Consider the following 24,383-nt stretch of genomic DNA (forward strand, 5'->3'; position numbering starts at 1 on the left):
AAAAAGCCAAACCGGCTTTTTATTTTTATACCTGTTTTATAGGTGTTTTAATAATTTATCTTAACTCTTTTTTTACTATCAAATTGATAGTCAACTGCATAAATGACTCCATCAGAAAGCTCAATCTTAATTCCTGCTTTTACTACCTTTTTGATTGCAAAAAACAATTTAACTCTCTTGCTATTAATATAAACAAATGCTCCCGGGTTATATTCATATGCTCTTATTTTGCTTATTGCTTGGTCACAAGTTAGATCCTTAGTTATCTCAGCATCATCTTTATTTAATTTGGGACTAAAAGTGACTTTTGATTCATCTTGCACTTCTCTTGCAAGCTCGCCTTTATCAATCTTATTAAGTCACTCAACTATATTATCAGCTGTAAGTAAGCTTATTTTCTTTAAAAGCGAAGATGCAACATCAGTTTCTTCAATTTCAAACTCTATTTTTGCAAAGACATCACCTGCATCCATTGCTTTTACCATCTCCATAAGTGACACACCAGTTGTTTTGTCATTATTTAATAAAGCATGCTGAACTGGAGCGGCCCCACGGTATTTAGGCAATAATGAACCATGAACGTTTAAGTTTAGTTTTTTGGCTATTTGCAAAACTGAAGTAGGTATCAACTGACCAAAAGCAGCTGTTACTAAATAGTCATAATCTAAAGCTCTTAATTCATCAGCAATTTGTCCTATTTTTTCAGGTTGAAAACATTTAATATTGTACTTTTGTGCTAATGCCTTTGTTGGTGTGCTGGTTAAAACTCTTCCTCTTTGATTGGGTTTATCTGGTTGGCTCACAATTCCTACAACTGTGAAATTGTTAATAATTTTTTCAAAAATTGGGACAGCAAATTCAGGAGTCCCTGCTAATAAAATCTTCATAGCATAATTTTAATAAATTATTTAATATAATTTTAGAAGTTATAAACCATTATTGCTAAAGGAGCTTTATGAGTTTGAATCCCATTCACAATAAATGAGTCAAGGAGCGCTCTTTAGGCAATAATTCTTTTTATAATATTTGGAAGGCAAATTACAATAAATCACCCGATTGAATTAATGATGCTTTTTCAGGAAATATTCAAGCAGTTGGTAATAAAATTACAGCAGATTTAGATATGGGCACAATTTATCTAAATGAGTACACTACTGTTGCTATTGCTAAGGCTTTTTATAATAATTTTTTAATTAATAGCAAAACTAAAAAAGTTCTGCTTTCGTCTGATAATTCTGATTCATCTAACTTACTTTTAGACATATTTGCCAGTGAGCTTAAAAGTGAAAAAATTACAGTTATTAGGGCTAATTATTTTGCAACTATACCAACCGTTTACAAGCAATTTATAGCATCAGAAGAAAAATGCGAAATTATTATTTCTTTTCAAAATCCGTTAGGAAATCAAAAAAGAGCTCAGATTTTATTTAACTATGCAGATGGTTCAGCTTTTTCTAAAAGTGACATGCAAAAAATAGTTGACTATATTAACAAAGTTGATTATTTAAACATTAACTTGCCTGCTTTAAACAATAATTATGAATACTCAGATGCTATTGATGTATATTTAGAAAAAATTCATAAAAGATATAGCGCAAATGAATTACTTAACAAAAACTCACTGCCATTTGGAATAGATTCTTCTAGAGCTTTAAATAAAGAATTTTTTGCTGGTAACTTAAAATACTTTAATTTGCCTTTTTTTACTGTAAACAGGGCAAAAAATGCAAATTTTTATTATGCTAACCATCATAATTATTTGCAAAGAATTAATTGAAAAGGCATTGTCCATCGTTCTAAAGCTAACTTTATTATTAATGAAGAAGGAACTGGACTTAATTTTTCAATTAAGCATAAGTCAGTTTTAAAGTATTTTAAACCCGATGAAATAGCAGCACTATACCTTAATTTTTTAATTAATGATGATCCTGAATTTAATAAAGAAACATTGCAAAATAGTTTCATAGCAAAAAACTATTTTGCTGGCTCACTAACACATAGTATTGCCTTAGAAAATAATATTGAGGTATTTGAGTTTGTCAACAGATCAAATGTTTGAAAATATGTTGTTCAAAATCCTGAAATGAACTTGCTTCTAGCTTTTACAAGTAGCAGTGAATTTGTTGCAAATAATAGGCTAACTAATTCTTTTGATGCAAATTTATTTTTATTTGAAGTTCTTAGAATGATTAACTTTTATAAAAAGCATAAAAATCAAGATCTTTTCGAAGTTCTTGATGATCTTTATAAAAAATATAAAAGGCATCATTTAACCATACATACCTATGAAATAGACTTAAACGGTGCAGTAAGATTTTTTGAAAGAATAAAATCTGCCACTAAATTTGGTTCTAACTTACAAATAACTAGAGTACAAAAAATTGAAAACGATAACAATATTGAATCTAATTCAATATATAAAATTTCTTTTAGAAACCGTGAATATGCCTACATTCATTACAGCCAGCAAGCAAAAGCAATATCTTTTTATTGCAACACAATAGAAAGAAGTGGTGAGCAAAATGGTGAAACTATGATGGTTGTTAGAAACAACGAGATGTTAGAAGGCTTGCTTGAATTAAAAGAAGAAAATACTATTAGCAAATTTTCTGTTAAATCAGTACTAAAATATCTTGCTTACTCACTGTTTTTAATAGGTATTATAATTTTCCTTTTCTACTCAGTTTATAACCTTAAAGATGAATTTGGCGCTAGTGCTGGTGGGCCATCTGAAGTATTTAAAGCATTTTATAAAAAGCTTTATGTAAAAAATGATATTACTGAATTCGCACGGCCAGCAAATGCGGGTTATATTGCTAGAGCCTCCTTTGTTTTCTTATCGTTTGGAACATTTATATGGTCAATTTTCCAGGCATTGATTTTCAAAAGAGTCATAACACTTCAAGGTGATAAAGTTAAATGAAGAGACATATTTGTTGGTACAATTATAGGCATTGTTGTACAAACAATTACCCCTAAATCAATTGGTGGTGATATAGCTACATATTGATATTTAAGAAGGCGTAATGTTCCTAGAGCTTCCTTGATGTCAGCAATAGTTGTTAACTCATTTATTTGACAGCTTGGTAACATAATCTCAACTGCAATTTTTGTCCCTATTGGTATTAAGACATTCTCTAGCTTTTTTGTTGGTTCAAACCCTAACTCTATTACATTTATTGTAATGCTTGTGCTTGGCTTAATTTTCGACACAGGCTGAACTACACTGCTTTTGGTCATAACACTTAATAAAAAATTACAAAGATTTGCGCTTAGAGCACTAATTGCAATTATCGAAATCACACCTTTTATTAGATCATATGATTCATTTGCAATAAAAGCTAAATTTGAATATGAACTTTTTAATATAAATAAGTGTATTAAGAAAACCTTTAAAAATCCATATTACCTTTTTGAATTAGTTTTGCTTAAATTTGTGCCTTCGCTTCTAACATTCAACGCATTCCAAGCGCAAGCACTTGGCATTGTAAAACCAGATGTGCCTCATGGCTATTACTGAAATCTTACTATTCAAAATACAATGATTAGAGTAGCTAACTCGATTTCATTTACTCCTGGTGGTACTGGTACAGCTGACTATTTATACAAAGTATTAATTAGAGAATCGATTCAATCAACATCATATGATGGGGCAACAGCTTTTGCTAACTCTTCAATAATGACTGCCTTAAATACTTTAGGTTTTGTCGTTATAGGAACGCTTGTTTCAGCAATAATTTTAGTGCTAGTTTACATAGGTGAAAAAAGAATTGATCATTATCGCAAGAAAAACAAAAACTATAAATTATTGGCTACCAATTTAGCTGATGGCAGAGTAAAAACACAGTCAACTTACTACAAAATAGTCTTCCCTATTGTTCTAATTGCTTTAGTGTCATTATCACTAACATTTATTCTTGTAAACTAGCTAAATACCTGTTTTATATGCATATAAGTAAAAATGCATAATTAAAAATGAAGCGTCTTGCTTCATTTTTAAGTCTTGCTAATTCTATTATTTTAAATAATCTTTTAGGACTTCTTTAACTTCTTGTTCATTTTCACACTTAAGTGCTTTTTCAGCTAACTCTTGCATTTCTTTAAATGAAAGCGAGTTAATTATTTTTCTTGTTCTTAAAATGCTGCCAGCTCCAACAGAAAACTCATCTAGCCCTAAGCCTAGCAACAATGGAACTGCTTCAGGATCACCAGCCATTTCGCCACACATTCCAGCTCATTTGCCTTGTTTATGTGCTCCATCAATTACATATTTAACTAATCTTAGTATAGATGGATTTAATGGTTGATATAGATAAGATATACTTTCATTCATTCTATCAGCAGCCATTGAGTACTGAATTAAGTCATTAGTTCCTATTGACACAAAGTCTGCATATTTACAAAATTGATCAGATAAAACAGCTGCTGCTGGTGTTTCCATCATTAAGCCAACTTCAATTTCATCTGCCTTAGCAATCTTATTATTTTCCAATTTGACTTGTTCATAGGCTTCAAAGTAAATTTTCTTAGCTTCAATGAACTCATCTACACAAGTGATCATTGGAAACATAATAGCGACTTTTCCAAATTCACTGGCTCTAATAATAGCTCTTAATTGCGCCATAAATACTTCTTTATGCTTAGGATCTAAACATAAACGAATTGCACGGTATCCAAGGAATGGATTCATTTCTTCAGGAAACTTAAAATATTGTAAAGTTTTGTCACCGCCAATGTCAAGCGTTCTAATTATTACTTTTTTGCCTTGCATTGCCTCTGCAACTGCTTTATAAGCTTCAAATTGCTCTTCTTCAGTTGGTCAGTGATCGTTGTCCATGTAAAGAAATTCAGTTCTGAACAAGCCAACTGCTTCAGCATCATTTTCTAAAACAGAATTAACATCTTTAATCCCACCAATGTTTGCTGCTATTTCTACTTTGTGATTATCTTTAGTTATTGAAGGTTTGCCAATTAAAGACTTAATTTCAACTAAATAAGTATTATATTCATCAAGCAACTTTTGATATTCACTTAATTCAGCCTCACTTGGATTAATAATTACAGCGCCACTAGAGCCATTTAAGGCTATTAAATCATCATTATTTACATTTTCTAAAACACTTTCAGTTCCAACAACTCCAGGAATATTTATACTTCTAGCCATAATTGCAGTATGTGAAGTTGTACCACCAATATTAGTTACAAAACCTTTGACATATTTTTTGTCCAATTGAACTGTTTGAGAGGGGCTTAGGTCTTTGGCCACAATGATAACTTCGCTATCGATTGCACTTAAATTTGGCTCTTTGATGCCATTAAAGAAATATAAAAATTTCTTTAATATATCTCTAATATCAGCTGCTCTTTCCTTCATATAAGCATCGTCCATTGAATCAAAAACTGCTGCCATGTTATTAAAATATTCATTAGTTGCATAAATAGCAGACTTGTTTTCATTTGTAATAGCATTTTTGATATCTTCAGCAGCTGCTGGGTCTTGAGCTAGTAGTAAGTGAGCAGCAAAAATCTCTTTTTGTTCGTTAGTTTTTGCTATTTCAATTGTGTGCTTAATATCTGCTGATATTTGTTCTACTGCTTTGTTGAATAATTCAATTTCATATTCTGCACCTTTTGAATTATTCAAAATTTCTAAAGGCAACTCTTCAATCTTGAATGCTTTAGCAATCGCAATACCTTTTGACGCTCCAATTCCTTTGATATGCATATTGTTACCTCAACTTTAAAAAAATTAAATGTTTATAATTAAATAATGAAAAAAAATAATGTTAAAAGACCAATATTAGATGAAAACATTTATTTAACTAAAAGTGAAAAAAATATTTTGGACTTCATAAACTCGTTTGAGCAGTCTGAATTTAACCTCTCACAGGCTGAATTAGCCAAATTGGCCAATTCATCAGAAGCAGCTGTCAGCCGTTTTGTTAGAAAATATCACTTCAAAGACTACAGAAACTTCATTGCCTCAATAAACATTAAGCTGTCTAACTTTCAGCGCATGTATCCAATTAAATATGACAATGGCCAAGAACCCAATCCTTTTAGTGTAATTTACTCTTCATATAAGTATGCTATTGAAAACATTAATGAAGAGAGTGTTACTGAAAATTGCATAAAAGCAGCAGAATTAATCAATAATAGTAGAAATGTTTTAATCTATGGTTCAGGATCAAGTCAGCGTAGAAGTTTAGACTTAGTTGCTAACTTGATAAAAATAGGAAAATCTGTGGTCTATAACTCAGATTTTCACATATTTTTTCCGGCTTTAGCAAATGCTGATTCTAATGATACATTGATTGTTTTTTCAAACAATCTTAAGTCAACTGAGTCTCATTTTGTTATTTCAAACGCTCACAAAAATGGTCTTAAAATAATTGCTATTACATCTAAAAATGATAATAAAATCAATAAAAATCTTGATGTGATTATTCAGTACCAAAAAATTCAAAACGATACGTTGTTGGTTCCGGTTAGTTCACGGGTTTCGCAGATGCTAATTGGTAACATTTTGTTTGAAGCAATAATTTATAATAATGATGAAAATTATAATAAGCTTAAAAAATCTTCTGCATTAATTGATGAGTGAGCAAATATTGATAAAGTTCATCACAAAATGTAATTTTTCGTCTAGAGCACTGCTCTAGATTTTTATTTATTAGTTTTAGAAATTTCAAAAAATCCCTTTGAATAAACAAATTCTAAAACTTGGTTTTCACTTAGCTGTTCTTTTTCTTTTATTGCCTTAAAATAGGCTAATGGGACACAAAATATTAAGCCTCTAGCTAGGTGTTTTAAAGACTTATCATTTAAAATCACTCTTGCTTTTTCATCAACTTCATAAACTAAATAATTATCTTTGTCTTTTAGTGAACTAGGATTGATAGATATGCCTGTTTTTAAGTGTCTTTGGACTGAATTAAACACTCTATGTCTAGGGTCATTATTAAGATCTATTATCCCACCAGGGTAGTAATTAAGTTCCAATTTGTCTATTAAGTTTTCAATTTCTTTAAATGGATATGAAGCTCATGAACGTCTAGAAAAAGTTCATATTGACGGCTGATATCAATATGCATTATTAACATAGTTCACACGATAAGTCTTTAATTTAGTTTCCATTTATACCTATTTTTGGCCGTAATAAGCATTTTTGCCATGCTTACGGTTGTAATGTTTTTCTACTAAGGCTTTTTGTGCTTCAGGAGCACTATTATTACTTATAATTAAGGTCTTAACTGCCATTTTGGCAACTTCTTCTAATGTTAGTGCTAAATCAACTGCATCTTTAGGTGATTTAAATGATCACACAAAAGGCCCATGCTCTTTAACTAGCGTTGCACTTGTTGCTTTTCAATCAAGCTTTCTATTATTAAATGTTTCAATAATAACTAACCCAGTGTTATGCTCATAGGCTCCATTAATTTCCTCAGGAGTTAGTGCTCTAGCACAAGGCACTGGTCCATAAAAATTATCAGCATGAGTTGTGCCAAAGCAAGGAATGTCCTTGCCAGCTTGTGCAAAAGCTACTGCATTAGTACTATGTGTGTGCACAATACCTTGAATTTCAGGATGATTTTTATAAAGCAATGTATGCGTTGGTGTATCACTTGATGGCTTGTATTTTGAATCATACACATTGTTATCCATATCAGTAATAACCATATCTTCAGGCTTAAGTGTGGCATAATCAACGCCGCTAGGCTTAATAACCATATATTTCCTGTCTTTAGTTATTCCTGAAACATTACCTCAAGTGTGAATAACAAGGTTGTATTTAACTAAAAGCATATTGGCATCATAAACTTCTTGTTTAAGATTAGCTATTTCATCACTGTATTTTTTTTCAATTTGATCCATATTAATTATCTCCGCCAACTAACTCTCATTGCTTTTTATAAAACTCATATGCATCAGCAATATATTTAATAGCTTCTTCTTTGCTTTCATCAGGCATATTAAGCGATCACATTTCAATCATTATTGGCTGGTTAAGTTCTAATTTTTTCAAAATATTAAGCATATAAGGAAAATCAACTGTGCCAGTACCAAAAGGCGTGTCTCTAAATTTGCCAGGAATTGTGTCTTTAAAATGAAAAGCCACAAGGTGATTTTTAGCAATCTCAAATTCGTTGTATAAGTCTGTTTTATTAGCTCATTGGTAAATATTTCCTAAATCAGGATATATTTGCAAATATGGGCTATTAATCATGTTTATATATGTCAAAGCCCTTGTGTTTGTTCCCATAAAACGAGTGTCCATTATTTCAAAAGCTAGGCAAACTGAATGCTTAGAAGCTAGTTTAACTGCTTTTTTAATACCCTCGATAAAAAAGCTTCTTGTTTCTTCATCGCCCTTTTCATAATAAACATCATAGCCAGCCAATTGCACAGTTCTTATTCCTAATTTTTTAGCAAGAATTATGGCTTTTTCCATAATCTCCATTGCTTTTGCTCTAATTTCAGGATTCTTTGACCCAAAAGGATATTTTCTATGTCCGCTAAGTGTCATTGAATTAAAGTTAAACTTATGTTTAACTAATAACTCTTGCACTGCTGCAATCTCTTCATCACTTCAGTAAATTCTGTTAAATCTTTCATCACTTTCATCAACTGAAAATTCCATAAAATCATAGCCAGCTTCCTTAGCAATTAATATCTTTTCTTCAAGACAAAATTTGTTGTTTATGGCTTTTTCATAGATACCAACTAATCTATTCTTAACTTCAGTATTTTGCAAATTCATCTTTAAAAGCCTTTGCTGCTAATTCAGGATTTTCAGCATCACGTAATGATCTGCCTGCTATAAAAATATAAATTGGAATGTCTTTGAAAAGCTTAATATCCTCTAACTCAACTCCGCCAGTTATAGTAACTTTGAAGCCCATTTTTGATAGTTTGCTTACTGCATCAATATCTTTTTGGCCTCATTTTACACCACTAGCTTGACTATCTCTTGAACGGTGTCATACAACTTGAGGCACACCTGCTTGTGCTCAAGAATCGGCTTGCTCTCAAGTAAAGTTTGAGGTTAATTCTATTTGCACTTCTTTGTCAGCACCATATTCTTTAGCAATATTCATTGTTTCAGTAATAGTAGGTAATTCAGCAGCGCAAATACAAGTAGTAAAATCAGCTCCATTTTCAAAAAACATCTTGCCAAATACTTTTCCTGCATCAGCAATTTTGCCATCAGCAACAATGATTTTATTTGGAAAAGCCTCTTTAAGTGCTTTAATTGCTTTTTTGCCTTCTGATGCTATTAATATGGTTCCAACTTCAATAATATCTATATATTTCTCAACTTTTTTTGCACTCTTAATTGCATCTTCAATTGTTAAATTATCAAGCGCAATTTGTAGCATTGGTTTCATAAAATGTACACTCCGTTTTAATTCATATACTTTGTGTAATCAACACTTTTAATGATTTCAATTACTTCTTCTTTAGTCTTAGCATTAGCAATTTTGTCAATGTTAGCTGGATCTTCAAACACGGCAATAATTTGTGGAATGGCTACTGCTGTATGAGTTTCACCATCTTTAGCAGCTAAAGTCATCACTATTTTTACTTCCCTTGGATCATTTGCAAACATAATAGGTTTTTTAAGTGTTAGCAAACTAAAACCATTTGAAAAAACACTATTTTCAGTAGCTGAAGCATGCGGCATAGCAATGCCATCTACTAAAATGTAATAAGGCCCATGTGCTTCAGTTGATTTTAGAATAGATTCATAATAGTTATAGTTAATAATGCCTTTTTCTACTAAAGGCTCACATGACTTATGAATAGCATCTTTATAATCTTTTGCTTCATAGCCCACAATAATTGAATCATTAGCAATTAAATTGTCTAATAAGTTTAGCTTTGCTGACATTACTTAATTCCTTTAGCTAATGCATCTTTAAATGCTGCTTTAATTTCGTTAATGTCCATAACATTTTTAAGTCCATGCACTGAAGCTTTTGAATTAGCCACCTCAGAAACAAAGTTGTTGGTGCATAAAATAACATCAAAATTATTAGCAACTGACTTGCCCATTCCAAGGCCAAGCGCTTCAACTGAGCCTTGAATGCCTAATTCACGCATTGCTTGTTCAGTTTTTAATTTAATAATCATGCTGGTTCCCATTCCAGAACCGCAAAGGCAGAGAACTTTCATATTTACCTCTTTTTTTACTTTTTATAATTATTCAAATTATATCCAAAAGTATATCCCTATAAAATAACTAATAAAGGAAACCTTTATTAGTTCGATTTTTAATTAAGCATTTTGTGTTGCTGCTTCTTCAGCAACTGATTGCTCTAGTAATGTAGGTTTGATTTTAAACAATTTTTGTAATGAAGTTGGCTTATGTTGTCTTGCAGTATCAATTATTTGTGCTAATACTAGCATTCCAACTAAATAAAGTGGGAAAACAATGTAAGCTGCAATTGGATGACCACCACCAATAATCATTAGTAAACCAAATATGAAGTTTCAGTCAAACATACCATTAAATCCAGTAAAGAATGGACCATGTGTTAAGTAGTCAATTGATTCTTTGTCTAATGCAGCTGAAACTACTAATCCACTTGATTTAAGACCAAAACTGTTAACCATTCCAAGACCTAAAGCAATAATGATTATTTCTAGAAAACCAAAGATTGCTGGCACTGCTAGTGTAGCTTTATAACCACCTGAAGCATTTGCAAATACACCAATTGATCCAGAGTTAAAGAACAATGTAATAAACAATGGAATTACAATAGGAATACTAAAGCTTCCTGGAATTCTAGATAAACCTATTACTACTGCAACACCAATGAATTGAGCTACTGTACCTGAGATAAATCCAAATGTAACTGAGTTAGGTGAAAAACCATATGTAGCAGCTACATCGACAGCAACTAATGCACCTGGCACTAATTTGTCACTAATACCTTGGAATGATTGTTGCAATTCAGAAACAAACATTCTAACACCAGTTTGAATAGCAATAATAGCAGCAACTAATTGGAATGAACCAAGAATTAATTGCACAACTCAAAAGGCACTTCCGCCCCCTACTTTTCATGAGTTATATTCTTTTGTTACTAATCCGTCTTTTCCTGCAAATCTGACTGATTCGTCAAGTCCTGGTGCAAATTGAATAATTAAAATTAAGATCAAGAATACTAATAAAATTAGCATCGCTTGTGTAAAAATGTTATCTTCAAAAACCTTTAATCCCTTAGGCATTTTTCTGTTTTCTGAAGACTGTTCAGCTTTACCAAAATATTTTCCAATTTTGTATGCTATAGCCACACCAAACATTTGTTGGTGACCAACAGCAAAGCCAGCATTTTGAGTAACTGCATCAGTTCCCTTAATTGTAGCTGATGAAGCAACTCCTCAGTAAGTACCTAATAATAAGCCTGAGAATATTATTGTTCCTAGCTGTGCGCCTAATGACACAATTCCTTTATCATCAATTAAGCCAGCACCCTTTGAAAACATTAATAAGAATACAATTGGCACTGCAACTGCTGCTTGTTGGAACATAACATGTCCAGTAATCATTAATGAGTGAACATTAGTTCATTTTCTTAATGCGATAAGGATAATGTTGACAAATAAACCTATAATTAAGGCATATGACACTCATGATGAAAATCCGTTGCCAACTGCATCTAAAAATTTACCTGCTGAAACTTGTCCTGAATATGTATCTAGTGGAATAACACTTGTTCCACTAAATTTTTGAAAGGCAGCAAAGATTGGCTTAGCTAAACCAACTAATGCTCCCGATCCTATTTGAAGTAATAAAACTCCAATTATTGCCTTCATTGTTCCAATGACGGTTCCTGAAAATCCTCTTCCAAGAATTAAATAACCAATGAAAACTAACAAACCAATAAGAATTGCATTAATTCCTAAAAAGTTGTTAAGCATAATATCTTTAATAAAGAATAAAGTACCTGCTTTAAAGTCTCATTGTTTGGCTGCTAATGCCCCAACATAAATTGCTAGAACTATTAAAATAGCCACAAGAACGCCAACTAAAACTTTTCAATTAAAAGGCTTTTTGCTTTTATTTGATGTTTCTTGCATTTCTATTTCCTATTTATTTTTATGACTGTTTTATAGGGATATTAGTTAAATTATTGATATAATTTAAGATCCTTTTTTAATTGAACAACTTCACTTGAAACCTTAGAAGCGTCATAAACTCTAGGTTCATCAAAAGCAAGTATTTCACGTGGGTTATTAATTAAAATATCATCAATAGCTTCCTGCGAAACACCTACTTGCTTAAGTAATGGAATAAATCTTTCAAATAAGTATGAAAGACCAAATGTTTCCTTACCTTTAGTTAAGCCATAGTTTCTTTGGTATAGAATTCTACCAGCGTCTAGGCTTAAAGTAATATGTTTTTGTAAGCCTTTATCTACTAAATATTTAATATGATCTGCTAATAATGAATCAGGGTAGTACTTAACTCTGTCTGGTCCATCAAAACAAATAGTTACGCCTGTTTCTTTAATTATTTTTTCATAGTAATATCTATCAGGATTCTTATTTAAGTGTGAAAGCTGAATTTTTCTAGGGTTAGCACCAAAGCCAATTAAATGTTGTGCTACTTCAAGTGCCATTGTTCCTAATTGAGTATGAACTAGAATTGGACAACCAGTTGTAATGCTGGTTCTAGCTGCAACTTCAAGAGCTTTTAATTCAAGTCTATCAATTGCTGCATAGCCTGTACCGGCTTTAATGATACCTGCTTTAGCTTTTGAACGCTTAACAACAGGTCCATTATAGTTGTATTCGTCCATACCTTCTTCAACTTCAGCAACCATCATCTTAACAATGTCATCAGTTGGCACACATGCTAGTCATGAACTATATTTGTCATAAAAAGCAGCTTTGTGGAAACCTGTTGACATCACAATGTTAGCTTTTCCTTTAAATGCTTCAGCAATTTCAAGCATTCTATAAACATCTCTACCAACATTAGGTGGATCCATTGTAACAATTGTTTTACCACCATGGTTAACATACTCTTGTACTTCTTTCTTGGCTGCTTCAACATCTATCATTAAAAAGTCAGGATGCTCATGCATTTCTGGGCCGCCATTTTTAATTAAATGATCATGACAGTCTGTTATTCCAATTGATTCTGCTGGAACATCGCCAAGAACTGTTCTAACAAATTTATCTTTTGCCATAAATCTCCTATTTTGTTTTTAGGCTTATGCCTTTTAATAATGGCAGAATTAACACAAAACCATTACATAAGAATTTTACATTATGCAAAATTGCAAAATATGTGAATATTGGAAGAAACTTCCAATTTTCTATGTTTTAGTTTTTAAATATTGTTAGTTGACTGCTTATAATAAATAAATAAGCAAAATTATTGCTTTATTATTAAAAGTTTTTTCCAAATTCAAATATTAAGCAAATAAAATTGTGTGGAAACATTCCACATAATATGACACTCACCATCTTCCTATAAGTCTAAGGTCTCAAAATTAAATAAAATTATATTAATGCTACCCTAGGAGTACACTATGAGTAAAATTAATCTTGATAATATAAAGTACATTTTCTTTGACCTTGATGGCACATTGCTAACCAAGGACAAATTAATAACAGATGAAGTTACAAATAAAATAAAAGAATTAAGTAAAAATCACCAAGTCATTATAAATACAGGACGTCCATGATATATGGCGCAAAAGTTTTACAAACAATTAGATTTAAAAACACCATTTTTAGGTCTAAATGGGGCACTAGTTTATGATTTTGAGACTAAAAAAGTTTTATACCAAAATCCAATGAGTATGGAAACTAGCTTGAAGTTGCTAAATTTAATACTTAAATATGAGATTGCATTTTTAATATACCTTGATGATGAAATGCTTGGAGTGCAAAAATTTAAGCATCCATGATTTGAAAAAGTGGTTTATCCTACTGTTTATCCTAAAAATGAATTTAGTGCTAAGTTCACAGAAATAAATGATCCTGTAAATCAATTAAAGTTAGAAAAACCAGTTATTAAGTTCTTGCTTTTAATTGATACTTTAACTGAAAGCCAACTTGAAACACTTAAACAAGAAATAGAATCAATTTCAGATGAAATTTATACAGTAAGATCACAAAAAGCTTGCCTAGATGTTATGCCTAAAGGTTCAGATAAAGGAACAGCAATTGAATGATTTAAGAATAATTACTTAAATCATGAAGATATTTCAAAAAACTCAATAATGTTTGGCGATGCTGCTAATGATATTCCTGCTTTTGAAAAAGTTGCCTACTCTTGCGCATTAAAATCAAGTTCATTGGAAGCTGAAAATGCAGCAAATTATGTTGTTTGTTCTTCAACTGAAAATGGAATAATTGAATTTTTTGAAAAACACACAAATTAATTATTTGCCTGTTTTATAGGTCTATAGGGAGGTTGTCTCCCTTTTTTATTAATTAAATACTAGTCAAAGATTACTTATGATACTGTATAGCCAAAAAAATATTGAAACATGCAATTTGACTTAAATATCTATAAAACAGGCAAAAAAAGCAAGGTCTCCCTTGCTTTGCAAATTAACTAATTACAACTTTAAGTGCTTCTGATGCTAACTCGTTATTATTTGGTGCTACTCTGACCAAATATTCGCCGGGGCTTAGAGTTAATTTAGTAGTGGTTATTGGAGTTCATTCAGTAGCATCTTTAAGTCTGTATTCCATAGTATTATCAACACCAATTAACATATTAGAGTTATATTTTTTAACAATCTTATCTAAATCCCTGCCTTTTGTTATTACAAAATCTTGAATATCAGATTCTAAACTGTTGTTTGTGTTTTTAATTCTTATAGAAAAGTTACCAAGAAATACTTTGTCTAACACTTGGTTATCGTGTTCAAAACTCTTTCACTCATTTGAATTATTTCTGTATTCCATATTGCTGTTAACGCCAGAAACTTTAATTCTGTTTTCTCCAATAGCATTTATGGTTGCATTAGGCTTTTGGTTTCTTGTTACATTAAAGTTAACTTTTTTGTTACTAATGTCAAATTTAAATCCAAGTTTTTTAATGTCTTCTAACTCAACTTCGACATCCCCATATTTACTAAAATGATCTAGTATTAGAGTGTAGCCTTCATTATCTTTTATAGCTTCTTTAACATATGCATTTTTAACAATAAAATTGCCTGGTCTTAAATCTATATTGTTTTCAAAATTGTTTATTTTAACTTTAAGAGCATATTGGCCTAATTCTTTGCTATTTAGTGTGTGTTTCTCAACACTAGCAGTAACATTTTTAAGTTCTATCGATTTTGAAGGCTGCTTAAAATAATAAGTCACTTCATCATATGTAACATATGGATGAGCAATTTTAGTTGTGGGTCTAGTCTCATTTAATTCTAATTCGGCTGTTTTAAAGGCTTCTAAGACATTTTTGTATGAACTTGGCGCTACATTGAATTTGATTGAAGTAGGTAATTTGTCCATGCCACCAAGCTGCCTGTCAATTGAAACTAAAACATCATCTTTGCTATTTACATAGTTACTTATTTTTAAGTTTCTAAAACGCTCTCCAGTTTTCACAACGCCTCGGTTGAAAATGCTTGCTTTAATAAAGTCATCATCATTCATCATGAAAAAGTTGAATTTTCCTTCACTTGCATTTTCAGCTCTATCCGAAGTAGCATCCACATGGTATCAAACACCATCAACTTCAACTAAATTCCAAGCATGATTAGATATATGGCCAGTTAATGTACCGTAATCAGCAGTACCTGAAATGAATTTGCAAGGCACACCTAGCTCATCCATTATCATTTTAAATCCTTTTGCATAACCAGTACATACAGTACTTAATTTAACAAGTGCTGAATAAGCACTTTGATCATCTACTAAGTTTGTTTGCGAATAATCATATTTAACATTCTTAGTCATTCATTTATATGCTTCAGTGATTTTTTCTAAAGTCGGCAAGCCTTGTCATTGCTTAGCAATTTCTTTAGCTTTTGCTCTAGCTTGCGCATTTTCACTATTACTTTTAGTAAGATCAACTGAATCAACATCCACCATTGTTGAATAAAGATAGCCTTTATAATGAGCTCAAACTTGAACCTTGCCAAAGTCATTTTTGGTATGGCTTTTGCCTCTAATATTTCCGTCAGAAGTAAGAGTTAACTTACCATCACTAACATCTTCGCCAGCTATAGCAACCTCCTTAGTTGCATATCAATTTCTTTGATATCACTGCACATCATCAGTTACTTTTTCCTTGGTTTTTGAATCAATTAAATTTAATTTGACAGTTTGAGCACCATTAGAATCTAATCTAATATTTTGAGCATCAATAGTGTATTTAGGATGAGAGTAAAAATTAGGTGAAACTCCATAGTTTAAAATCATTGATTTAATTTGGTCTTCAGAAAGACTTTTTTCAACAAAATCTTTTTTTGTATGCTCTATATAAAAGCTATCCAATTCAGGAACTCTAGACTCAGCGCTAGAAATGCTTTGGATATTACTAATATCAATTACTTCAGGATCTAAAATAGTTCTATTTATACTGTTATGAATAATTTGTGAACTTACAGGAGTGGCTGCTTCATAGGCCTTTTGGTCATTTGAAGGTGCTTTGCTTCTATTCCTATTACCAACAGCATTTTCTGTTTTGTACTCAGTATTAAATTCATTAGATGATGGAGTAAGGCCATTAACAATATTAACAGAGTTGTTAATAACATTTGAACTGCTGCCTGTTCCTTTTGCTATACAGCTAGCACTAGCAAAAACACTAGAAAATGAGCAGGCAAGTGCTAAATTAACATAATGCTTTTTAATTCTCTTCATACTGCCCTCATTTCTGTGTTATTTTGCTAAATATTTAGAATAAATTTTAAATTTATGATTCTTACTTGTTAAATGCTTTTTTGTATGCTTCATCAATTTTTGACTTAATTTTTTTGAATAGTTCAGAAGCTTTTTGCTTGTCACTACTATTTACATAATTAGGAGTCGCAAGTAAAGATAATGTGTCGTAAAATTCAAAAAGATCATACATCAAGCTATCAATGAAACTAGATTCGAAACCTGCGCTTGACAATAATGATTTAATGTCACCAAATTCATACTTTACAATTTGGTATGAAGGATCTAAATCATTATTAATTGTTAATATTGTATTTGTAGACTCTAAATGCTTTTTAATATCAGCGCCATACTTATTAAACGACGTAAATAAAAGATGAAGCTTATCTTTGGGCTTTTTATTTTTGCCTTCTGAGCTATTTTCTTCAGTGTCATTCATTACATCGTCACTCTTTCCTGGCTCATCACTAGGCATTGAATCAGACATATCTGGTTGCTTTTGACCAAAAAGTAGGTCAAAATACTCTTTTGTCAGTCTACTTGCTGCCTCCTCATGAGACTCTTTTACTTTCTTATGATAGGGGGGGGGTTGGATTACTATTGTGATTTATTGTCTCACTGTTGCTATTTGTGCTTGAATTATTATTGTTGTTTACTAAATTATCTTTATCGTTTTTAGGTTGGTCTTGACCATTTGCATCATCATTTTTATTTTTATTTTGATCGCTTGACGGATCAGTTGGCCTTGTCTCATTGTTTTTAGATTCTTCCTTTGTGTTTCCATCATTACATTTTGCTGCAATAAAAGGAATTGAACCTAAGGTAATTAGTGAGCCTAAAAACACAATATGCTTATTTCTTCTATTCATAATTTGCGTATTATATATTAAAACTTAATTATTTAAATAATAGTTTTTTTGTTTGTTATTTAACACATTTTTTACAAAAAATCATTAGTAAAATTTGCAAAAAATATGATTTATTTAAATTCTTTTAAGTCCAAGGGATATGCAAATAATTAACAAATTGCGGGATGTAAAAAGAATAAAAAGTAAGCTTATTAGTGCTAGATTTTCTTTAATAATCCCTCGTTTTATTAATCAGCTTTTGTAAATTTTATTGCCTATTGTTTAAATTCGTCAATTTTCTCTTTCTTAGCTCTCAACTGATCCGCAGCCCAATCAAACTTATGATAAAATTTAAGAGTAAGGGAGGCAACTATGAGCAATAAATATAGCTACAAAGATATATCTGGCTGATTTTTATCTAAAGAAAGTATGACTCCTAAAAAGCTTCAAAAACTAACATATTATGCTGAAGCTTGAGCTTATGCTTTGCTTGATGATGGCATATTAAATGACACAGCCTTTCAAGCTTGAATTCATGGACCAGTTTCTCCTGAATTGTGAAAAGACTACAGGAATTATGGCTGAGATGAGATAGAGAAAAAAGCTTTTGATGAAAGCAAATTAGACAAAAATGTTTTAGAACTTCTTGATGCAGTTTGAACTACATATGGTGATAAATCAGGCTATGAATTAGAAGCTGTTTCACATTCTGAAGAACCATGAAAAAATGCAAGAAAGGGTCTGGGAGAATTCGAAGCATCAAATAGATTAATCAGTCCTGATGATATGAGAAACTACTATAAAAGTATTTATTCAGGAGATTAGTTTTGAGTAAAAAATTAACAAATAAAACTCTCAGTGGATCAAAGTCTTCTTTAGTTTCAGATTGAAAAAGCATATATTTCAGATTTGCAATAGTACATAAATTAGATAATGGATTTGACTTCAAATCATTAAATGCTGCTGAGTTAGGTAAATTTCATAATTTCATTAATGAGATATTTAAAAGAAAAATGACTATATCTGATGTTGAAAAAAACTATATGAGAAAGCATGCAAAACCATTAGCAAATAGACGTATGGAAGATCAAGATATAGAAGTCAACGAAATTCACCTTGGGAAAGACAATAATTCGTTTAGAATATTCGGATATCTAAATAAAGACAATTATTTTGCGCTTACAAAAATTGACCCCAAACATAAATATCATAAATAAGCACTTTATTGAACAATTTGCTATGCAAATCATAGCTTTTTGATTTTATGATATATAAACAAATAAATTTCTGTTTTATATAACATCAGGTGAGATGCAATTTAATAATTGCTAAATCGCCAAAATGCTTATAAAACAGCAATAAAAGCATTATTTGTATTATTATGCAGCCGCAAAATAAAGTAAATAAATGCTAGTAAAATTAGATATTTTCTTGCTGACACAACAATCTTGTTTAAACATCTTGTGAGTGTCTAGTGAATAGTTTAAAGCAATGAAAAAGAATCAGCAAATAGTTTTCTGTAGTGCTGATTCTATTTTTGTTGCCTTTACTTTCATGCCTGTTTTATAGCTATTTTAGTTTTGAAACTTCAACGTTTCATGTATTAGCTATTTTGTCTAAATGCTCATTCATTTTATTTGCTTTTTCAAATATTTTTTCATTATCTCCTTGGTTGTTTTAAATAGAGAATCGGTCTCTATTTTTTATTTTCATAAATTATCTATTTGTTTTCTAATGTGTCTATAAAACAGTCAAATAAAGCAAAGCAACTTATGCTTTGCTTGCTTGATTGTAAGTTCAAGTGCAACACCAATTAAAGTAAAATTTAATTGTGGAGCACTTGAATTTTTAAATAAAAAAAGTTCCACACTTGGCAGCAGGAAACTTTCATATGAATTATACTAAAAATTATAATCATCTAACATATGATGAACGTGCATTTATTGAAATTCAAATAAAATCTGGATATTCTATTAGATCAATAGCCAGACAGTTAAATAGAAATCCATCAACAATAAGTCGTGAATTAAAACGTAATACCGCTTTTAGCGGCTTATACCAATGTAAAATAGCAGAACAGAAAGCATTAAATAGACATTCGCACAAATACTTGTTTAAATTTACAAGCAATTTTAAATATGCTGAATTTGAAAAGTTCTTCTTGGAAAAATTTGATAAAAGATTTTACGGCATTGTGGCAACAGCTCGATACGTTAAACAAACTTTTCCAGATATTGAATCACCGTCGATAAGGACTATATTTAACTGAATTAAGACAAGAAAATGAAAATTGAAACCTAGAGATAGATTGAGAATTTTTTATAAAAAAGGCGGAAAAAGAACTGCATCAGTTGTATCAAGGTTAATTGGTGATTCTTACTATGTATATCCTATATGAGCAAGACCAAAATATATTGATTTAAGAGAGGAGTATGGTCATTGAGAAAGCGACTTAATTATAGGCAAAAGATCAAACGGATATGATAATGTATTAACGCTTGTTGAAAGACAAACCAGGATGGGATTCGCAGTTAAAATCAAGTCAAAATCAGCTTTTTTGGTAATTTCAAAGCTTAAAAAAATAATCCAGGATCATAATTTAATTGTCAAATCTATAACAATCGATAACGGGATAGAATTTGAAAGAATGGGTTTATTAGGAAAATGGTTAAATATTAAAATATTTAGAGCTGAACCGTATGCTTCATTTCAAAGAGGAACAAATGAAAATTGAAACGGAATGATTAGAAGAATGTTCCATAAAGGTTTTGATTTTAATTCTATCTCTCAAGTTCAACTGGATGATGTTGTAAATCAAATAAATGAAATGCCACGGAAAATTTTGAATTGGCAAAAACCAATTGAACTATTTAAGTTAGCCAATGACTATGGTGTCGTTTTAAATTAAAAGCAAAATAATTTAATTAGCTACATTCATAAAAAATGAATGGTTATTTTTTACATTTAATTTAGTTATTTTATCCCCCCCCTAACCCCCTTAATTACAAATAAGGGGGAATAACAAAACATTATTTAGGGTTTACGCAGATGTTCCATCTGATTTTTTAACCCCCGCCCCCTTGATTTCAAACAAGGGGCGCCTGTGGCATACGCCACATATTATGCAAAAATGCTATAATAAAAAGGCCAAGCACATATGTTGCACTTGAACCTTCATTTATGGAAGCAAAGCAACTTATGCTTTGCTTTATTATTGGACTATCACTTTATATGATTGTGATGCTAATTGAGTGTCTTTAGGAGCAACTCTTATAATATATTCACCAGGACTTAACACCAACTTAGTTTCAGTAATTTTAATTCAATCATTTGAATCTTTTAGTCTATATTCCATTGTGTTATCAATACCAACTATAGTATTATTGTTATATAACTTAACAATGCTATCCAAGTCTCTGCCTTTAGTTAAATTAAAAATTTGAATATCTGATTGTACTTTATCGTTGCTATCTTTGTAGCGAATTGAAAACTTATCAGGAACAACATTATCTATTACTTGCCCATCATGATTAATATCTTGTCATTCATTTAAACTGTTTCTGTATTCCATTCCAGCACTTACACCAAAAAGTTGAATACGCTTTTCACCAACAGCTTTTACAATGGCATTAGGCTTAGAGTGTTTGATTACATTAAATCTGTGCTTATTATTTCTAACATCAAACTTATAACCTAGTTTTTTAATACTTTCTAATTCTATGTCAACATCACCAAACTTATTAAAGTTATCAAGAATTAAAACATAGCCTTCATTTTCTTTTATAGCTTCTTTAACATATGCATTTTTAACTATAAAATTGCCTGCTTTTAAATCTATTTTATCGGCACCATTAAACTTAACCTTTAACGCATATTTTCCTAAAATCTTATCTGTAACACTATATGATGAAACATTGACAGTAACATTTTCTAATTCAATGTTTTTTCCTGGCTCTTTAAATAGATAAGTTATTGTGTCATAAGATACTCATGGCAATGTAGATTTGGAAAAACCTCTTGTTTCATCTAAATCCAATTTGGCTGTTTCAAGAGCTTTTGTTACGTTTTTATATGATTCTGGGGCAACATTTAGTTTAATTGATCTAGGAAGTTTATCTAACCCTCCTAGCTGCTTATCAATTGCCACTTGAGCATCTTCTTCTGAATTAACATAATTTTCAATCATCAAGTTTCTGAGACGGTTGCCCATTTTAAAGTTTCCTTTATCAAACTTGCTAGCTTTTATAAAATCATCATTATGCATCATAAAGAAATTGAATTTTCCATCTTTATCTGTTCAATCATCAGCGCGGTCAGATGTTGTATCTACGTGATATCATTCCCCATCAATTTCTACCATATTCCAAGCATGTCTAGTTGCTGATCCTCCAGAGCCTGTTAAAGTTCCATAGTCTGCATGACCTGTAACCAATCTACAAGGAATACCTAATTCATTCATTAACATCATAAAAGCTTTGGCGTATCCGGTGCAAACTGTGCTCATTTTGATTAATGCAGAATAAGGATTCTGATTTTCATTTAAATTATCCCTAGAAAAGTCATACTTAATATTTTTAGTAACTCACTTATATGCTTCAATAACTTTTTCCAAGTTTGGTAAATCATTCCACTTTTTAGCAACTTCTTTTGCTTTTTCCATTGACAATTGATTCTCTTTAATATTCTTAGAATTATCATCTGATGCTACGTCAACAATCGAAGAGTAAATATACCCTTTGTAGTAAGCCCACACTTGAACAATACCATAATCGTTGTTATGCTTCTTCCCTTTTATAGTTCCATCAGCACTAAGCAATAACTTCGATTTACCAACTTCTTCATTGGCTTTTGCAACCACTTTATCTGCATATGAATCTTTTAAAAATCATTGAACTTCATTCTTGATTTCCTGTTTAGTTTGTGTATCAATCAAACTAAGTTTCTCAGTTTTTTCTCCATTACTATCTAATGACACATATGGCTTGTTTATGGCATATTTGGGATGAGAGTAGAAATTAGAAGGTGCACCATAATTTAAGATCATTGATTTTATTTGTTCATCTGAAAGACTTTGCTCAACGAAGTTATCAATTGTTTTTTTCAAATAAAACTTATCTAATTCTGGCAAGCTAGATTCAACATTAGCAATGTTTTGAATATTGCTAATATCAATAACTTCAGGTGCTAAATGATAATTATTGCCAACACTTTGAGGTTTTGATGGCGAATTTACCTCATTAGTGGTTGTATTATTAGGTAGTATATTATCATTGTTTTTAGTATGTACTATAGCCTTATTGTTGACGACATCAGCATTGGGGAGTGAATTCTTATTAGTATTGACAACTTCAGAAGATTTATTTGAAGAATTAACGACTTTATCACTCGAACTTGAGCGGTTGTTGTTTGTGCCGGCATTAGAAGATTCGTTTGATGAACTAATGCTCTTATCATCTAAAACTGGATGTGCTGGACTCTCATTAATAATGACTAACTTAGAACCATTAATTACAGCATTATCACTACTATTGTTATTGCCTAAACAGCTAGCACTAGCAAAAACGCTAGAAAGAGAACATGTGATTAGTAAGTTAAAAGTATGTTTTTTAAACTTTTTCATAATGTAATCTCCATATTTTGTTCTTTTAGACCAGGTAATTAATATATGCTAAATTTACCAACTTGCTAATTAATATTATGTTCTAAATACACACATACAAGTTGGTTACAAATATTATTGATGTTTAGATATTTTTTTATAGGCCTCTTCCAATTTTGACTTGGTTTTTTTAAATAGTTCATCAGCTTTATTTTTATTGTCGTTTTCACCATCTTTATAGTCAGTAAATAATTCAGATAATAAATCAAAAAAGTCAAAAAAATCACCACGGAAAGCACGATCTAGACCAAATTTGGTAAAGTAATCTTCGTTTTTGCTTCAGCTATAATTAGCTTTCTCGTAAGAATCTTGTAATTCAATATTTATGTTAGATACTGATTCCTGAGAATTTAGTTTATCTTTAATACTTTGCCCATATTTAGCAAATGCTTTGTATAGAAATTCAATTATTCCATTTTGACTCAAATTATAAATTTTGTCCTTATTGCTTTGAATGCTAAAAAGCAAGTCGAAATACTCTTTTGTTAGTCTACTTGCTGCTTCATCATGCGTTTCTTTTTTCTTAATATTTTGATTATTTGGCACAGTATTGCCACTATTCATTGGCTTAAGCATACTGTTATTTGCAGAATCAGAGTGGTTTCTATTTGTATTATTAAAAAGTAAGTCGAAATACTCTTTTGTTAGTCGGCTTGCAGCATCTTCATGGGATTCTTTTAGTTTTGTCTTTGAAGCTGGTGGGGTTAAACTACTGCTAGAAGTTTCTGCACTATTATTTGTAGATGCCTGATCAGTTTCCTTTTTTGGCTCACTATCTGTTACAATTTTGTCACTTTTATTACTATTGTCAATTGGTTGGTCATTATTACTTGTATTATTTTCATCATTTTGGTCTTGGCTTCTGTCTTTAATTGAGTTTATTACTTGCGGACTGTCATTTTTAGAATCATAACTATTATTTTCTTCAGTACATTTAGCAGCAATAATAGGAAATGATCCAATAGTTATTAATGAGCTAAAAAGAAATATCGGTTTATTTAGTTTCTTCATGT

19 protein-coding genes and 1 pseudogene are annotated in these 24,383 nt (G+C 30.9%); 6 read left to right on the forward strand and 14 right to left on the reverse strand.

Translation table 4 applies throughout. The features are described from left to right. Positions 1-47 precede the first annotated feature (47 nt). Complete coding sequence (gene fmt, locus MAGA_RS03610) at positions 48-887, reverse strand: methionyl-tRNA formyltransferase (protein WP_013022248.1); 840 nt, start codon at positions 885-887, stop codon at positions 48-50. A 68-nt stretch (positions 888-955) separates the two neighbouring features. Between fmt and MAGA_RS03615 the strand changes: the two genes are divergently transcribed. Then, positions 956-3,928, forward strand: coding sequence for a lysylphosphatidylglycerol synthase transmembrane domain-containing protein (locus MAGA_RS03615; protein ID WP_226876340.1), 2,973 nt, complete (start codon positions 956-958; stop codon positions 3,926-3,928). An 87-nt stretch (positions 3,929-4,015) separates the two neighbouring features. On the opposite strand, the gene ptsP is transcribed toward MAGA_RS03615, so the two are convergent. Continuing rightward, on the reverse strand, positions 4,016-5,725 hold the full coding sequence (gene ptsP, locus MAGA_RS03620; RefSeq protein ID WP_013022250.1) for a phosphoenolpyruvate--protein phosphotransferase: 1,710 nt from the start codon (positions 5,723-5,725) through the stop codon (positions 4,016-4,018). A 45-nt stretch (positions 5,726-5,770) separates the two neighbouring features. Between ptsP and MAGA_RS03625 the strand changes: the two genes are divergently transcribed. Continuing rightward, positions 5,771-6,637, forward strand: a complete 867-nt coding sequence (locus MAGA_RS03625) for a MurR/RpiR family transcriptional regulator (RefSeq protein WP_011949785.1) — start codon at positions 5,771-5,773, stop codon at positions 6,635-6,637. A gap of 29 nt (positions 6,638-6,666) precedes the next feature. On the opposite strand, the gene MAGA_RS03630 is transcribed toward MAGA_RS03625, so the two are convergent. From MAGA_RS03630 to MAGA_RS03665, 8 genes are all read right to left on the reverse strand, one after another. After that, complete coding sequence (locus MAGA_RS03630) at positions 6,667-7,137, reverse strand: MPN499 family protein (protein ID WP_013022251.1); 471 nt, start codon at positions 7,135-7,137, stop codon at positions 6,667-6,669. Between the two features lie 6 nt (positions 7,138-7,143). Further along, positions 7,144-7,875 carry an L-ribulose-5-phosphate 4-epimerase gene (locus tag MAGA_RS03635; protein ID WP_013022252.1) on the reverse strand — a complete coding sequence of 244 codons (732 nt, stop codon included), beginning with the start codon at positions 7,873-7,875 and terminating at the stop codon, positions 7,144-7,146. 1 nt (position 7,876) lies between these two features. Beyond that, on the reverse strand, positions 7,877-8,761 hold the full coding sequence (locus MAGA_RS03640; RefSeq protein ID WP_013022253.1) for an L-ribulose-5-phosphate 3-epimerase: 885 nt from the start codon (positions 8,759-8,761) through the stop codon (positions 7,877-7,879). After that, positions 8,736-9,389 (reverse strand): 3-keto-L-gulonate-6-phosphate decarboxylase UlaD, encoded by a 654-nt coding sequence (locus MAGA_RS03645; protein ID WP_013022254.1) that lies wholly within the window; start codon positions 9,387-9,389, stop codon positions 8,736-8,738. The genes MAGA_RS03640 and MAGA_RS03645 overlap by 26 nt, the downstream gene beginning before the upstream one ends. Before the next feature lie 17 nt (positions 9,390-9,406). Next, positions 9,407-9,892, reverse strand: coding sequence for a PTS sugar transporter subunit IIA (locus MAGA_RS03650; RefSeq protein ID WP_013022255.1), 486 nt, complete (start codon positions 9,890-9,892; stop codon positions 9,407-9,409). Beyond that, on the reverse strand, positions 9,892-10,176 hold the full coding sequence (locus MAGA_RS03655; protein ID WP_011949791.1) for a PTS sugar transporter subunit IIB: 285 nt from the start codon (positions 10,174-10,176) through the stop codon (positions 9,892-9,894). The genes MAGA_RS03650 and MAGA_RS03655 overlap by 1 nt, the downstream gene beginning before the upstream one ends. Positions 10,177-10,278: 102 nt before the next feature. Further along, on the reverse strand, positions 10,279-12,087 hold the full coding sequence (locus MAGA_RS03660; protein WP_013022256.1) for a PTS ascorbate transporter subunit IIC: 1,809 nt from the start codon (positions 12,085-12,087) through the stop codon (positions 10,279-10,281). 50 nt (positions 12,088-12,137) lie between these two features. Beyond that, positions 12,138-13,202, reverse strand: coding sequence for a phospho-furanose lactonase (locus MAGA_RS03665; RefSeq protein WP_013022257.1), 1,065 nt, complete (start codon positions 13,200-13,202; stop codon positions 12,138-12,140). Positions 13,203-13,547: 345 nt separating this feature from the next. Here MAGA_RS03665 and MAGA_RS03670 point away from each other — a divergent pair, with 345 nt between their 5' ends. Continuing rightward, positions 13,548-14,405, forward strand: a complete 858-nt coding sequence (locus tag MAGA_RS03670; protein ID WP_013022258.1) for a Cof-type HAD-IIB family hydrolase — start codon at positions 13,548-13,550, stop codon at positions 14,403-14,405. Positions 14,406-14,577: 172 nt separating this feature from the next. Here the strand turns inward: MAGA_RS03670 and MAGA_RS03675 are convergent, their stop codons facing one another. Next, on the reverse strand, positions 14,578-16,845 hold the full coding sequence (locus MAGA_RS03675; protein ID WP_013022259.1) for an MAG6410 family transglutaminase-related lipoprotein: 2,268 nt from the start codon (positions 16,843-16,845) through the stop codon (positions 14,578-14,580). A gap of 61 nt (positions 16,846-16,906) precedes the next feature. Continuing rightward, a pseudogene (locus MAGA_RS04940) lies at positions 16,907-17,732 on the reverse strand (Mbov_0729 family lipopotein). Positions 17,733-18,083: 351 nt separating this feature from the next. Between MAGA_RS04940 and MAGA_RS03690 the strand changes: the two are divergent. From MAGA_RS03690 to MAGA_RS03700, 3 genes are all read left to right on the forward strand, one after another. Continuing rightward, on the forward strand, positions 18,084-18,536 hold the full coding sequence (locus tag MAGA_RS03690) for a Panacea domain-containing protein (protein WP_013022262.1): 453 nt from the start codon (positions 18,084-18,086) through the stop codon (positions 18,534-18,536). 2 nt (positions 18,537-18,538) lie between these two features. After that, on the forward strand, positions 18,539-18,928 hold the full coding sequence (locus MAGA_RS03695) for an MAG6450 family protein (RefSeq protein ID WP_013022263.1): 390 nt from the start codon (positions 18,539-18,541) through the stop codon (positions 18,926-18,928). 674 nt (positions 18,929-19,602) lie between these two features. Next, positions 19,603-20,619: an IS30 family transposase gene (locus MAGA_RS03700; protein ID WP_013022264.1), complete on the forward strand. Its 1,017-nt coding sequence runs from the start codon at positions 19,603-19,605 to the stop codon at positions 20,617-20,619. A gap of 303 nt (positions 20,620-20,922) precedes the next feature. On the opposite strand, the gene MAGA_RS03705 is transcribed toward MAGA_RS03700, so the two are convergent. Both MAGA_RS03705 and MAGA_RS03710 read right to left on the reverse strand, forming a co-directional pair. Further along, complete coding sequence (locus tag MAGA_RS03705; RefSeq protein WP_013022265.1) at positions 20,923-23,331, reverse strand: MAG6410 family transglutaminase-related lipoprotein; 2,409 nt, start codon at positions 23,329-23,331, stop codon at positions 20,923-20,925. A 114-nt stretch (positions 23,332-23,445) separates the two neighbouring features. After that, entirely contained in the window at positions 23,446-24,381 is a 936-nt protein-coding gene (locus MAGA_RS03710) for an Mbov_0729 family lipopotein (RefSeq protein WP_013022266.1), read from the reverse strand. Positions 24,382-24,383 lie beyond the last annotated feature (2 nt).

The organism is Mycoplasmopsis agalactiae, assembly GCF_000089865.1.
GTDB lineage: Bacteria > Bacillota_I > Bacilli_A > Mycoplasmatales > Metamycoplasmataceae > Mycoplasmopsis > Mycoplasmopsis agalactiae_B.